The organism is Streptomyces hokutonensis, from assembly GCF_000376565.1.
GTDB lineage: Bacteria > Actinomycetota > Actinomycetes > Streptomycetales > Streptomycetaceae > Streptomyces > Streptomyces hokutonensis.
The window spans coordinates 250155-263696 of sequence record NZ_BARG01000052.1 but is presented as its reverse complement, the minus strand read 5'-3'; the positions used below and the strand labels follow the sequence as shown (position 1 = coordinate 263696).

Sequence of the window (13542 nt, the reverse complement as noted above, 5' to 3'; positions counted from 1 at the left end):
ACCTCTTGACCGGCGGCCCCATCGGTCAGACGCCGCCCGCCACCGCCACCCCGAGCGGCGTCGTTCGCGCCATGGGTGGACCGGAGTGTGCCGATGCCGAGGACGATCAGGACGAGGCCGCCCGCCACACGTACGACCATGTAGGCGGCGGGGTCGGCCAGCAGGACCGCGGAGAGTCCGGCCTCCACCGCGGTGGACCAGAGCACCGTGCCGACGGCGTTGCCGGCGATGGATGCCCGCGCCAGGCGCGAACCGCCCTCCAGGGTCTGCCGAATCATGAACGCCTGTCCAGCGCCCGGAAGCATCGCGAGCAACGCAGCCGCCCACGCCCTTGGCCTCACCCCGGCGGCCGTGACCCAACAGGTGGCCAAGGCGGAACGGGACTGGCAGGCGCCGCTGGTTCTCCCCAGGCCTCGGGGAGCCACGCTCACCGCAGCCGGCACCCTCCTCGCCCGGCACGGTCGCGTGATCGACGAGCAACTGGACCAGGCCACCGGCGAGTTGGCGATGCTGCTCGGTCAGCTGTCACTGCGCCTGCGGGTGGGCGCATTCCAAGCGCCGTCGCAGCACCTGCTCCCGCCCGCGCTGACGGCACTGCGGCACCGGCACCCTGACACGGTGTCGAGGAGATCGCCGCGGGCCGACTCGACCTAGCGGTGATCGCGTCTTGGGATGCGCTCCCCGCGCCACCTCCGTGGGTCGCCGTCCACGATCTGCTCGTCGATCCGACCCATGGTCGTCGTACTCCCCGACGACCATCCACTGGCCGGCCGGCACCCCGTCGGGACCCCGATCGGCCTACACGAGCTGCGCGCCGGGTCATCAGTGACGATCGTGGCGGCCGGTCATCCGGCGGCGAGCAGCTCGACCGGGACGCCTCCGAGGCCGGTTTCACCCCTCGCATCAGGTACCGGACCGCCTCGTACGCCGTCGCCCCGGCACTCGTCGGAACCGGTATCGGCGTGGCCCTCGTCTCCCGCCTGGTCCTGACCGACGTCCCCGGCACCACCCATGGCGAACTGGCTCAGCCTCGACTGCACGCGGTCACCCCCACATAAGCCTCCCTGACACCTCTGGTGGACGTCTTCCTCGATCCCCTGCGCGACGTCGCCGGGCACATCACCGCGACCTGGGCGAACGGGCGCTGAGGGTCCCTCACCGCCCGGTGACGTCGATGCGCCGGTTGTCCGGCTTGAAGGGCAGTGCTGTGACCGTCGCGCGGATCTCCCGCTGCGAGGTGCCCGGACGGCCCCACAGGACGACGACCTCCGTGCCCGGGGTCGCATGCGCGGGGTCGAGCACACAGAGGGAGATCATCGCCCGCAGGGTCGGGCTCACCGTCCGGCCCGTGGCCACGCCGACCGGCTCGCCCGACACCAGGACCTGGTCGAAGTGGGGACCGCGTCCGCGCGGCAGTTCCATCTGGTCCGGCGGCTCGGCCTCGGCCAGGAGCGAGGTGAGGATGCCCGCGACGTCCTGTTCGTTCCAGCGTAGACCTGCCAACTGCCGTGTGGGTACGCCGTTTTCGGCGTCCCGGACGAGTGCGTCCCGGCCGACGAAGTCGCGGTCGGGGACGCCCTTGCGGAAGCCCCAGCCGAGCTCGCCCGGCTTGCGGAAGTAGTCTGTCACCCCGCCCGCGGGGACGAAGCTGCCGGTCGGCGCGCCCTTGCGGAACTGTCTCGGCGCGCCCGGCGTGAGGATGGACGCCGGCAGATAGTCCAGCCCGTTGGTCGCGATCCCGGCCTCGATGTGCTGAACAGGCTGGGCCCGGAAGCCGAGTTGACGCATGCCGACGTCCTGCCCGCTCGCCACGACCGCCGCCCAGATGTCGTTGGCGTGTGCGGCCGGCCCGTGCAGTTCGTATCCGAGTTCGCCCGAGATCCCGGTGCGCAGGACCCGTACCGGGACCCCGTCGACCTCCGACATACGGCTGCGGCTGAAGGCGATGTCGCGGAGGTCGTCCCCCGTCAGCTTCTCCAGTGCCGCCAGGGACGCCGGGCCCTGGACGCCGAAGATGAACACGTCGGGGCTGATGTCGGTGGCGGCGGCGTCCCAACTGCCCTGGCCCAGCTGCCACAACAGCCAGTCGCAACTGCCCGCGGTGTAGACGAACTCGTCGGGTCCGAGCCGGCACAGCACGCCCTCGGAGGCGACCCAGCCGTTCTCGTCGAGCTGCACATGGTGCTTGATCTGCCCGGTCTCGAAACGGGAGAGGTCCCGCATCCCCAGCCGGCTCAGGAACGCGAGCGCCTGCGGGCCGTGCACCTTCACCTTGTGCAGCGAGGTCCAGTCGCCGACGTAGCACGAGCCGACATGGGCGGCGCTCTCCTCGACCCAGTCCGTGTACTCCTCGGGGAGCAGGAGCTGCGCGAAGCGGCCGTAGGTGCCCCGGATGTTGCCCACGTCCTGGGCCGCGGCGGCCGGGCTGAACATCGCCGGGCGCTCGGTGATGAACGGGGCGTCGTTCAGCCGGAGAACCGCTTCGTAGGTGCTGCGCTGTTGTGAGACAGGGTCCATTTCACTCTCCGTCGAGTGGCCGTCGTCCAGGGTGCCGCCCGGAACGACCTCGCTGCTAGATCGATTAAGTCGGACGGTAACAGGAGGTCCGGGCCGGGGCGAGAGTCATGACGCACCGTTGATCGGTCGCGCGGTGCAAGCAATGCGGAACTGCCGTGCGGTGCCGGATCGGTCAGGACCGGCGGGACCCGCGCCGCTGTACCGGCAGACGCAGCAGGTCCGCGCCCAGCACCATCCGTCCGCCGAAGCCGGCCCGGCGTGCGCTGTCGCGGAGGAGGCGGCGCCAGGTCGCGTCGGGGACCACCGTCTGCTGTCCCGGGCCGAAGTGGGTCGCAACCAGAGTGCCTACGTCCGACTCGGCCGCGATCCGGCCGAGTTGGGCCACGTCCGTGTGGGTCGAAGTGATGTGGTCGATCAGCGCCTGGGGCAGGCCGAGAGTCGCGAGACCGGCCGGGTACAGGGCCTCGTGGACCAGGACGTCCGCGTGCGCCGCGAGCGTGATGATGTTCGGGGTCGGTGCCGTGTCGCCGGAGAAGACGACGCTGCCGTGGTCCGTGTCGAAGCGGTAGGCGTAGGCGGGGAACACCGCGCCGTGCGGGACGAGGACGGCGGTGACCTTCATGTCGTCGTTCTCCATGACGGTGAACGGCGCCATCGTCGGCGCGGAGTTCGTCGCCGAGGCGCCGGCGCCGGAGGGCGGCAGTACGTCGTGAACGTGGAGCAGGGTCGCCGGGTCGATGCCCGCGTGTTCGGCCATGAAGAAGGTCGGCGACGCCGCGTAGGCCTGGCCGGCCAGCCTGGTCATCTCGACCGTGCCCGGCACGGGCCCTGAGGCGCCGGTGACGGTCGAGGCGATACCGGCCGACCCCGGACCGTAGACCTCGATCGGGTTCTGGAAGCCCTGCGCGCCCGAGGCGCCCGCCGCCAGCAGCGGGAAGGAGTAGTAGTCGACGATGTGGTCCGCGTGCAGGTGGGTCAGGAAGATCCCGGCCAGCGACGGCATCGACAGCCCGGCGCGCAGGTACTGGGTCACCGCGCCCCGTCCGCAGTCGATCACGTACGTTCTGCCGTTGACCGTCAGCGCCGACGAGATGCCGTACCGGGTCGCCAGGGGCGGCGGGCCGCCGTTGGTGCCGAGCAGTGTCACGGACAGGCCCGTTCCGGAGGGCGCGGATCCGGTGTTCGTGGCCGCGGCGGCCGGTTCGGTGCCGAGCAGTGGCAGGGCGACGGCGGCGGCCGATGCCGTCATCGCGCCCAGCATCGTCCGGCGGGACGTCGGTTCACCCGGGGGTTCGCACATGAAGAGACAGCTCCTTCGTGGCTCGATTCGCGTTGCCACAGTGGCCACACCGAGCACGGCTGTCCATCAGTCGGTACAAAATATGTAATCAAGGGGCGAACTCTAAGATTTCGCACCGCGCAAGTGGCCGCGGACGTCAACGGCCGATCGTGGGAATCGGGTTCTCCGCGAACCACTGGGCGAGGAAGTCCAGGAAGACCGTGATCTTGCGCTGGGTGCCCGGACCGGGTCCGTGGATCGCGTAGAGCGGGCGGTCCGGGGCCGCCAGTTCGGGCAGTTGGACCTGCAGGGCCCCGGAGACGAGGTCGTCGTAGACGGACCGCTGTGGCAGCAGGGCGATCCCGCGCCCGTGGACGGCCGCCTTCTGGAGCGCGATGTACGAGTTGGACGAGAAGGCCACGTTGCGGATCTTGTGCAGGGTGGAGGCGTGGCCGTGTCCGATGCGCCAGACGGGGTCGTTGACGTGCACGAGACAGTCGCGACCGGCCAGGTCGCCGGGGTTTTCCAGGGCGCCGTGTTCGTCGACGTACGTCTTCGACGCGCACAGGACGAAGGGCAGCGAGGCGATCTTCTTCAGCCGCACACTGGAGTCCCGCAGGTCCCGGGTGTGGAACGCCAGGTCGAAACCGCCGTCCAGGAAGTCGTACGTCCGGTCGGACACGCCTCCCAGCTCGAACCGGATCTGGATCTTCGGGTGGGCGGCGGAGAACGCGGCGATGGCGTCTCCGAGGTCCAGACTCCCTATCCACTTCGGGCAGATGATGCTGAGGACGCCCTCCGCCCTGTCGTGCAGCTGCGCGATGTCGGAGTCCTCGGCGTCGATCTCCTTGACGATGCGGGCGGCGAACTCGGCGTAGCGCAGGCCCGGTTGGGTCAGGCTCACCGAGCGGGCCGTGCGGTTGACCAGCCGTACGCCGACTTGTCGCTCCAGCTCGGCGACATGCCGCGACACCAGTGATCCCGACGACCCCAGCGCCTTGGCGGCCCCGTTGAAGCTGCCGAGCTCGGCGACGATGACGAAACTGCGCATGAGAAGCAGACGGTCCATGGCGTTCCTCCGGTCCGTCACGGCACCGGTGTCCCTCCGGGCCGTGTCGGACATGGGGTGATGCGGTTGGGCGGAGAAGGTCGTCGCGTTGACACAACTAGATCGATCTAGTGATCGTAACAGAGGCCCCTCATCACCGGGAGTGCTCGGGTCTTCCCGTCTGCGCCGGGTCGGCCCGCCCAGCCGCACCGCCCGTGGGTCAGCGCTTCTTCGTCGCGAACGGGCGCGCCATGACCGTGCCGCGGACGCGGGTCTGGGCGTGCCGTTCGACGGCCGGGTTGGGTGAGCCACCGTTCGGCTCGCCCCAGACGATCTCCACCTGGTCTCCGGCGGCGGCCGTCGGGGCGATGGTGCCGAGCGAGATCCAGCCGCGGACGTTCGCGGAGTACGAGGTGAGCATCGCCGCTCCCACGAGTTCGCCGTCCTTCTCCACGCGGTCGAACTGGCAGGCGGTGTAGAACGCCGCCGGCATCTCCATGTACTTGAAGCGCCCCTCGCCCTTCTCGTACATGCTCGCGAAGATCTTCCCGACGTCGTCGCGGTCCCAGAGCACCCAGGCCTTGCGGCGGTGCGGCCGGTCCTTGATCGCCTCGAGGCCCTCGCGGCCGACGAAGTCGTGGTCGAACTTGAGGATGTGGCCGTAGCCGAGGTCCCACGGGGTGGTGTAGTACTCCTCGATCCGGTCGGCGACGAAGCTGCCGCCGAGGGCGAGGTTGCCCTCGAACGAACGCGCCGACTGCCACTCGCGGAACGCTTTCATGTCCTCGCCGGAGTAGGTCGCCGGCAGGGTGTTGGCGATCCAGCCCGACTCGGTGGCGACGGACGCGTAGGCGCGGGCGCCGATCTGGCGCAGGCCGTACTCGGCACCGGCCTCCACGATGAGGTCACGCACCGAGTCGATGTCGGCGTACGGCCCGGTGAACTCGTAGCCGGGGAAGCCGGACATGCGGTGGTTGAGCGCGGTGACCTCGTGCGGGCCGACGTTGAAGCGGCCCATGGTGAAGAACGGGATGTCCGGCATCGGCCCGCCGTTGACCTTCTCGAAGATCGCGGCGGCGTGCGGGCCCTGGAGCTGGAGGCGGAACAGCTCGCGGCCCTTCGGGTTGTTCACCGTGCGCTCGTCCCGGCGGACGGTGACGTCCCAGTCGCCGGTGGCCGCGTTGAACTGCACCCAGTTGAGGGCCGGCGGCCGGCCGACGATCCGGACGTGGCGGTCGCCGACGCAGAACAGGATGCAGTCGCCGATCATGTAGCCGTCGGGGCGGACCGTGATGAGCTGCTTGGCGCTCCCGGGGCCGAAGCCCTGGAAGCTGTTGGCCCCGAGGTGTTCGAGCAGCCGGTAGGTGTCGGGGCCCTGCACGACGAGGTCGGTCATGTGGTGCGAGAGGTCCATCAGCGCGGCGCTGTCGCGCCAGGCCTCCTGCTCGTCGCGCCAGTTGCTGAACTCGGGCTTGATCGGGAACGGGTACGCCCCGGAGCGTCCCTGCCGAAGCAGGGCGAGCGCCCCTCCCGCCTTGTTGATCTCTTCTTCGAGACTGGGCATGGGATTCCTCTCGGTCAGCGGCGCACAGCTTCGTCGCTGCGCCTCGCGACCGTATAACAGATGCCTGTAAAGTTTTAAGACGTCTGAAACAATGTTCTCGGGCGGATACTGACGTCCCGTACAGACGGAGGGCGACGATGGCTTCGGCGAAGGACAGCGCGGGTCCCGCATGGCAGGACGGACTGCCTCATGTGCTGTGGCGGACACAGCAGGCCGTGCACGGCCGGCTTCAGGACACGCTGGACGGACTCGGTGTCACCGTGACCCAGCTCGGTCTCGCGGTTCACCTCGACGAACTCGGTCTGATGTCCGCCTCGGACCTGTCACGGCTCTTCCACATCACGCCCCAGAGCGTGACGACGGCCCTCGCACAGCTCGAACGCGTCGGATGGGTCCGCCGGCTGCCCCATCCGGTGCACAAGCGCGTCATCCTGCACGAGCTCACCGAAGCGGGCCTCGCCGGAGTCGCGGACGGCCGGGCACGCATCGCCGCGATCGACGCCGCCCTCGCCGGGATCCTGGGTGACGGCGGCAAGGACGAGGTCATCGGTCAACTGCGGAAGCTGCTCTTCGCGTTGGAGGGTGAGGATCCCGCCTACGCCGGGATGTGGCCGGTGGTCCGCGCCACACCCTGAGCGCCGCACGGCCCACGGCGGTCAGACCGACGCGCGTGCCACGATCCGGCCCGGCACGGGCGCCAGCCCCCCGGTGCCGATGCCCAGGGCATTGCGGGCGGCGATCCGTCCGAGGACCTCGGCGTCGATGTGGACGGTGGTGAGCGCGGGCGTGGACAGCGAGCCGTACTCGGTCTCGTCGAAGCCGATCACGGCCATGTCCTCGGGCACCCGCAGCCCGAGATCCCGCAGGGCCGCGAGGCTGCGCTGCGCGATGTCGTCGTCGAAGGCCGCCAGCGCCGTCACATCGGGGTGGGCCGCCAGGAACGCCCGGATCGCCGCCGCACCGGCCTCCCTCGGCCTCGGCACGACGATGCGTTCCAGGGGCGGAAGTCCTCGACGCCGGGCGGCTTCCTGGGAGAACCCGAGCCGGGCCTCGGTGAGCGGGAAGTCGTGATCGGGCATCGCCAGGGCGATCCGGGTGTGTCCGTGGTCGGCGAGGTATCCGATCTGGAGGGCGGCGTTGGCGGCGAACCCGTTCTCCCAGTCGTCCTCGGTCGGTTCGTCGCCGCGCATGTAGGCCTCGCCGAGCCGCAGGACCGCCCGCGGCGCGATGGTGTCCAGGACCTTCTGGGTGGCCTCGGGGATCGAGTGCCCGTGCCGGACCAGCAGGATGTGGTCGTGTTCGGCCAGCTCCTCGTCCAGGCCCCGGACGTAGCTGCGGGAGAAGTTGCCCTCCATGCCCCAGTCGACGTTGAGCACCACGATGCGCGAAGAGCCCTCACGCAGTGCGCGGGCGATCCCGTGCGGGACGTATCCCAGGTCCTGGGCGGCCTCCATGACCCGCTCCCGGGTGGCCGCGGAGATCGTCTGGCGCGGGTCGTCGTTCAGGACGAAACTCACCGTCGCCCGCGAGACACCGGACGCCTTGGCCACGTCGGTCAACGTCACTCGGCCCGAACGGCCCATGCCCGCGTACTCCCATCGTCAGCCGTGCACACCGCACGCCCTCGTCGGCGGGCGTCACCAGTCGCCCTCCGGCACGTCGGGTTCACTCTACGCGCTAGATCGATTCAGTCCTCCACGACAGGACGCCGGCGCATCGGACCTCCGCTCGCGACGGACAACAACCGGTGTGCCTTCAGTTCGGTCTCCTGCCATTCCCGCTCGGGTTCGGAACCCCAGGTGATGCCCGCTCCGGTGCCGAACCTGAGGAGCCCTTCGCTCCGGTCGATCCAGAAGGTCCGGATGCCGACCGCCAGTTCGCCGCACCCGCGGTCGGCGTCGACCCAGCCGATACCACCGCAGTAGGGACCGCGAGGTTCCGTCTCCAACGCGTTGATGATCCGCAGGGCGCTCTCCTTGGGCGCCCCGGTGACCGATCCGGGCGGGAACGTCGCCGTCAGCAATTCGGGCCAGCCCACGCCTTCGCGCAGCCGCCCGCGCACGGTGGACACCAGGTGGACGAGCCCGGGGTGCTTCTCGACCGCGCACAGATCGGGTACGGCCACGGTGCCCGGGACGCAGACGCGGCCGAGGTCGTTGCGGACCAGGTCGACGATCATCACGTTCTCCGCGTGGTCCTTCTCCAGCAGATCCGCCTCGGTACGGCCGGTCCCCTTGATGGGCCCCGATGCCAGGTCCCTCCCGGTGCGCCTGAGGAAGAGTTCCGGCGAGGCGGTGGCCACCTCCACGCCGTGCCGTGGCAGACGGACGACACCCGCGTACGGTGCGGGATTGTGCCGTGCCAGCAGGCCGGAGAGTGCCATGACATCGGCCTCCGGCGCGATCGGGGCGGACAGCACCCGGCACAGATTGGCCTGGTAGACCGCGCCGGCGGCGATGTGTTCGCGGATGCGCGTCACACCGTTGGTGTAGGCGACGCGGTCGAGCGAGGAGGTCCACGCGTCGGGAGGAGGGCCGCGCCAGGGCGCCGTGGAAGGGCCACGGTCGTCCGTCCGTCGTACGTCGCGGAAGCGGGCGCAGGTCAGGCGGCCCTCGAAGTCGTACGCCACGGCCCAGAAGCCCTCGGAGTCCAACGCCTCGGCGTCCTGGGTGACGTCGACGAGACCGGTGGCGAGCTGTCCGCCGAGCAGGGCCATGGCGGGGAACTGGTCCACTGTGAACCTCCTTTGGCGCAAGTGGCTCCGCGTGCGGCGGAACTCAGGCCGCCGCGACGACCTCGGGTCCGGAACTCCACCGGGCGGCGAGCAACGTGTTGACCAGCAGCATGGCGATGGTCATGGGGCCCACGCCGCCGGGAACGGGGGTGATGCGACCGGCGATTCCGTCGAGTTCCTCGGAGCGGACGTCGCCGGCCAGGCCGGAGGGCGTCCGGTGGATGCCGACATCGATGACGACGGCGCCGGGCCCGACGTGTTCCGGGCCGATCAGCCCGCGGACCCCCGTGGCGACCACGACTATGTCGGCGGGGCGCGTGACCGCTGCGAGGTCGAGGGTGAACTCGTGCGCCACCGACACCGTTGCCCCGCGCCGCAGGAGGAGCTGGGTCAGCGGTCTGCCGACGAGTTCGCCCCAGCCGACCACCGCGACGTTCGCGCCCTGGAGCGGAACCCCCTCGGCGTCGAGCAGCTCGATGACTCCGCTGGGCGTGCAGGGGCGCAACCCCCGCTCCCCGCGGGCGAGAAGGCCGAGGCTGGCGGTGGTGAGACCGTCGACGTCCTTCATGACGGGGATGCGGTCGATCAGCGTGGCCGCGTCGAGCCGCGCGGGCAGCGGGAGTTGGAGGAGGATGCCGGAGACCCGCGGATCGGCGGCCAGTTCGTCGATGACGGCGGCCACGTCGTCGTGGGTCGCGTACCGGGGCAGGTGGCGGTGGAAGTCGCGCATGCCGGCCTCCTTGATGGCCCGGCGTTTCGCGGCGACGTACACGGCGCTGGCCGGATCGTCGCCGACGAGGACGGTCGCCAGTCCGGGAACGCTTCCTGAGGTGGTGGCGGCGACCGCGGCGACCTCCTCGGCGACCCGCGAGCGGATGCGCCGGGCGATTGCGGTGCCGTCGATCCTGGTGGTCATGGTCGGACCGCTTTCTTGTGACGGGGAACGATTCGCCCGGGCGACCGGGGCGTGGTGGGTGCGACCGTTGTCGTACGGCACCCGAACTGGCCGGTCGCCGGGCACAGTTGGCGAGATCGCCGGTCGCTAGGCGAAGACGATGGTGTGGTTGCCGTCGCGCATGACCCGGTCCTCGGCGTGCCACAGCACGGCGCGGGAGAGCACCGCGCGTTCCACGTCGGCGCCGCGGCGGGTGAGGTCGGTGGCCGAGTGGGCGTGGGTGACGCGGACGACGTCCTGCTCGATGATCGGGCCCTCGTCGAGGTCCTGGGTGACGTAGTGGGCGGTGGCTCCCACGAGTTTCACGCCCCGCTCCTTGGCCTTGGCGTACGGTCCGGCGCCGATGAAGGCGGGCAGGAAGGAGTGGTGGATGTTGATGATCGGGATGCCGACGTCCTCGATGAACTCGCCCGAGAGGATCTGCATGTAGCGGGCCAGGACGACGAAGTCGACGTTGCCCTTGAGCAGCCGCAGGTGTTCCGCCTCGGCGGCGGACTTGTCGGCGCCTTGGCAGGGCACGTGGAAGAAGGGGATCCCGAAGCTGCGGACCTCCTCGGCCACGTCGGGGTGGTTGGAGATCACCATGGCGACGGTGACGGGCAGTTGCCCCTGCCGGTGGCGCCAGAGCAGGTCGAGCAGGCAGTGGTCGGACTTCGACGCGAAGATCGCGACCCGCTTGGGCACCGACAGGTCGCGCAGCGTGTAGCTCAGCCCGAACGCGTCCACCAGGTGCTCGTCGAGATCGGCGCGCAGTGCGGGCAACGCGGCCTGGAGACCGTCGAGTCCGAAGACCGTGCGCTGGAAGAAGGCGCCGCCCTGCGGATTGTCGGAGTACTGGTCGAGGGAGACGATGTTCGCGCCGTGGCGGCTCAGGACGGACGTCACGGCGGCGACGATGCCGGTGGCGTCGGCGCCCTGGAGGACGAGCGAGGCCTGCTGGGCGGGCCGCTTGCCCGCGGCGGTGCGGGCCGGGGCGTCTTGGGTGAGGGTCATGCCAGGCTGTCCTTCCGGAAGCGGGCGGCCCAGTCGGAGGTGGCCTTGAGTCCGCCGAACGTATAGAAGTGGATCTTCAACTCGCCGTGGCGGCCCGGGTCGTGGGCTGCGGCCAGGTCGCGCAGGAAGCGATCGGGCCCTGCCGTGCCCATGAGGTTGCTCAGGGACAACCCGTATTTCTTGACGACCGAGGCGCTGGTCCCGACTCCGAAGCGGGCCGCGTACGACATGAGCCGGCGCACTCCGGCCGGCCCGGGCACTCCGATCCGGACGGGGAGTTCGACACCCTGGCCGCGGACCTGTTCGACCCAGGCGAGCACCGGGTCGACGTCGAAGCCGAACTGCGTGATGATGCCGCCGTCCAGGGGCTGGGCGGCGAGCGAGGCGTGTTTGTCCCGCAGTGCTGACCAGAGCCGGCCGTCGTCGATCGCGGGATGCCCTTCCGGGTATCCGCTGACGCTGACATGGCGGACGCCGTACTCCTGGAGCAGGCCCGTTTCGATCAGGGACAGCGAATCGGCGTACGGGCCCTCGGGATGCGCCGGATCTCCCCCGACGACGAACACGTTGTCGGACGTGCCGTCTTCGCGCAGGCCGGCCAGGAACTGCTCGAAGTCGGCGCGCGACCCGAGGCGGCGGGCCGATATGTGGGGCACCGGAACAAAGCCGAGCCGCTTGACCGCCCGGGCCGCCTCCAACCGCATCCGGAGGTTCTCGTTGCCGAGGAAGGTGACATTGATCCGGGTGCCCTGGGGGATGCTGTCGCGGGCCTCTTCGAGTTTGGGTACATCCTTGCCCGTCATCTCCAGGGAGAAGTCGTCGAGCAGCGAGGTACCGACCGCTGCTCGCATCGTGCTTGCGGGATTCATCGTCTTTCGTCTCGCTCTCTCTTCTGCGGGGGCCGGGTTCGGGGCACTCCCGCGGCACCGCCGGGGCGGCCCGGTCGACTTGACGTCGTGTCAGGAGGCGGGCCGGACCGGAAAGGTGCCGCGCGGCGGCCGGGGTCAGCGGTCGCGGCGGTAGAGGGTGCGCGCGTGCTGGTTGAACGGGGAGGGCTGGACCGTGGCGCGGATGCGGGGGAAGCCGAGGTCGGCCTCGGGGTCGGTGCCGGACCCGGGGTGCTCACCCCAGACGACCGTCACCTCGGTGCCGGGCACGGCGTGTTCGGGGTCGATCAGGGTCTGCGCCAGCACGGTCCCCACCGGGTCGATCGACGCGCTCTGCATGGTCACGCCGACCAAACCGTCGGCGTTCTCCACCCGGTGCCGGGCGTAGGAGAGGACGAAGCCGGGGTCCTCGCCCTGTCCGACGGCGGCGCGGACGTCGTCCGGGTCGAGGACGAGGGTCACCTTGGTGCGGAGCGGCTCCTCCTTGGCCTTCACCAGGGCGTCCCGGCCCACGAAGTCGTGGCCGAAGTGGATCACCTTCCCGTAGCCCAGTTCGTACGGGGAGACGTAGTAGTCCTCGATGTCCTCCGAGAAGTAGCTGCCGTTCAGCGGACGCTTGCCCTCGATGCCGAACAGGGGCAGGTACCTGCGGTATTCCAGCAGGTCCGGGTGGGTGTAGATGGCGGGGACGGGCGAGGGGATCCACCCGCTCTCCACACTGGGCGTGGCGTACGCGAGGGCGCCGACCTGGATCAGACCGAGCGGCTCGCCCGCCTTGAGGAACGTCTCGTGCACGTATGCCGAGTGCTCCCACGGACCGATGAACTCGAAGCCGGCCTGGCCGGCCATGCCGTGCCGCAGGGCGCGGATGGGGCGACCGTCCAAGGAGACCGCGGTGGAGTGGAAGAACTTCGTCTCCGGCAGCGGCCCGCCGAAGACCCGCTCGACGAGTTCCGCCGCCAGGGGTCCCTGGATCTGGTAGCGGAACAGCTTCGGATCGCCGCCGCCCGGACGGAAGGCGGAGGACGGGTCGGTGACGAACCCGACGTCGTAGCCGCCCTTCTCCGCGTGGTACTGCACCCAGTGCTGCGCCGCCGGGATCCCGCTGAGGAGGTACTTGTTCTCGCCCTCCCGGGCAAGGATCCCGTCGGTGACGATGTGGCCGTGCCGGGTGACCGGCACGTACTGCTTGGCCTGTCCGATCGCGAACTTCTCGAAGTTGTTGGCCCCGTGGTCGGCGAGCACCTTCGTGGCGTCCGGTCCCTCGATCCACATGTCGTACATGTGGTGCGAGAGGTTGAGGAGTGCCACGCCCTCGTGCCAGGCGGCCTGCTCCTGACGCCAGCCGGAGTACTCGCGCTCGACGACTTCGGGGGTCCACGGTTCGGCACCGGGCCGCCACAGCAGCTTGATCGGCGAACCGGCCTGGTCGATGGCGTCCTGGAGGGTGGGGATTGCCATAGTGACTCCTTGCTCGTAGCGACTCTCAGCGGTCTGTCTCATGGGAGCTAAATCGATCTAGTACGCCGACGAAGGCCCCTGTCCGGCTCGACGAGTTGGGGGGA

Annotated in this window: 14 protein-coding genes; 3 read left to right on the top strand and 11 right to left on the bottom strand. The window is 70.0% G+C overall.

Features of this window, described 5'->3' with window-relative positions; genetic code table 11:
* Window positions 1-278: LysE family transporter (locus SSP08S_RS56320; protein ID WP_019071817.1), on the bottom strand; the 278-nt coding region annotated here is incomplete at its 3' end.
* On the opposite strand from SSP08S_RS56320, the gene SSP08S_RS32370 reads away from it, so the two are divergent.
* Together SSP08S_RS32370 and SSP08S_RS64575 are read left to right on the top strand one after the other, a co-directional pair.
* Window positions 277-654, top strand: a complete 378-nt coding sequence (locus SSP08S_RS32370; protein ID WP_026179015.1) for a LysR family transcriptional regulator — start codon at window positions 277-279, stop codon at window positions 652-654. The genes SSP08S_RS56320 and SSP08S_RS32370 overlap by 2 nt on opposite strands.
* 2 nt (window positions 655-656) lie before the next feature.
* Window positions 657-1058, top strand: a complete 402-nt coding sequence (locus SSP08S_RS64575) for a LysR substrate-binding domain-containing protein (protein ID WP_158697233.1) — start codon at window positions 657-659, stop codon at window positions 1056-1058.
* Between the two features lie 97 nt (window positions 1059-1155).
* Here the strand turns inward: SSP08S_RS64575 and SSP08S_RS32360 are convergent, their stop codons facing one another.
* The 4 genes from SSP08S_RS32360 to SSP08S_RS32345 all read right to left on the bottom strand — a co-directional run bounded on the left by SSP08S_RS32360 (window position 1156) and on the right by SSP08S_RS32345 (window position 6408).
* Window positions 1156-2517 carry a glycine cleavage T C-terminal barrel domain-containing protein gene (locus SSP08S_RS32360; RefSeq protein WP_019071815.1) on the bottom strand — a complete coding sequence of 454 codons (1362 nt, stop codon included), beginning with the start codon at window positions 2515-2517 and terminating at the stop codon, window positions 1156-1158.
* Between the two features lie 172 nt (window positions 2518-2689).
* Window positions 2690-3817, bottom strand: coding sequence for an MBL fold metallo-hydrolase (locus tag SSP08S_RS32355; protein ID WP_019071814.1), 1128 nt, complete (start codon window positions 3815-3817; stop codon window positions 2690-2692).
* Window positions 3818-3953: 136 nt separating this feature from the next.
* A complete protein-coding gene (locus SSP08S_RS32350) occupies window positions 3954-4865 on the bottom strand; it encodes a LysR family transcriptional regulator (protein WP_019071813.1) in 912 nt (303 codons plus the stop codon).
* A 199-nt stretch (window positions 4866-5064) separates the two neighbouring features.
* Entirely contained in the window at window positions 5065-6408 is a 1344-nt protein-coding gene (locus SSP08S_RS32345) for a hypothetical protein (RefSeq protein ID WP_019071812.1), read from the bottom strand.
* Between the two features lie 137 nt (window positions 6409-6545).
* Between SSP08S_RS32345 and SSP08S_RS32340 the strand changes: the two genes are divergently transcribed.
* The gene (locus tag SSP08S_RS32340) at window positions 6546-7043 is read left to right on the top strand and encodes a MarR family winged helix-turn-helix transcriptional regulator (protein WP_019071811.1); all 498 of its coding nucleotides are present in this window, start codon (window positions 6546-6548) and stop codon (window positions 7041-7043) included.
* A 21-nt stretch (window positions 7044-7064) separates the two neighbouring features.
* Here the strand turns inward: SSP08S_RS32340 and SSP08S_RS32335 are convergent, their stop codons facing one another.
* From SSP08S_RS32335 to SSP08S_RS32310, 6 genes are all read right to left on the bottom strand, one after another.
* The gene (locus SSP08S_RS32335; RefSeq protein WP_019071810.1) at window positions 7065-7991 is read right to left on the bottom strand and encodes a LacI family DNA-binding transcriptional regulator; all 927 of its coding nucleotides are present in this window, start codon (window positions 7989-7991) and stop codon (window positions 7065-7067) included.
* A 104-nt stretch (window positions 7992-8095) separates the two neighbouring features.
* Window positions 8096-9124: a chorismate-binding protein gene (locus SSP08S_RS32330; RefSeq protein ID WP_043259849.1), complete on the bottom strand. Its 1029-nt coding sequence runs from the start codon at window positions 9122-9124 to the stop codon at window positions 8096-8098.
* A gap of 61 nt (window positions 9125-9185) precedes the next feature.
* Window positions 9186-10058, bottom strand: coding sequence for a bifunctional 5,10-methylenetetrahydrofolate dehydrogenase/5,10-methenyltetrahydrofolate cyclohydrolase (locus tag SSP08S_RS32325; protein ID WP_019071808.1), 873 nt, complete (start codon window positions 10056-10058; stop codon window positions 9186-9188).
* A gap of 126 nt (window positions 10059-10184) precedes the next feature.
* Window positions 10185-11090 carry a formyltetrahydrofolate deformylase gene (purU, locus tag SSP08S_RS32320; RefSeq protein WP_019071807.1) on the bottom strand — a complete coding sequence of 302 codons (906 nt, stop codon included), beginning with the start codon at window positions 11088-11090 and terminating at the stop codon, window positions 10185-10187.
* Window positions 11087-11959, bottom strand: a complete 873-nt coding sequence (locus SSP08S_RS32315) for a methylenetetrahydrofolate reductase (protein ID WP_078532568.1) — start codon at window positions 11957-11959, stop codon at window positions 11087-11089. The genes purU and SSP08S_RS32315 overlap by 4 nt, the downstream gene beginning before the upstream one ends.
* 135 nt (window positions 11960-12094) lie before the next feature.
* A complete protein-coding gene (locus SSP08S_RS32310; protein ID WP_019071805.1) occupies window positions 12095-13438 on the bottom strand; it encodes an aminomethyltransferase family protein in 1344 nt (447 codons plus the stop codon).
* Window positions 13439-13542: the final 104 nt, after the last annotated feature.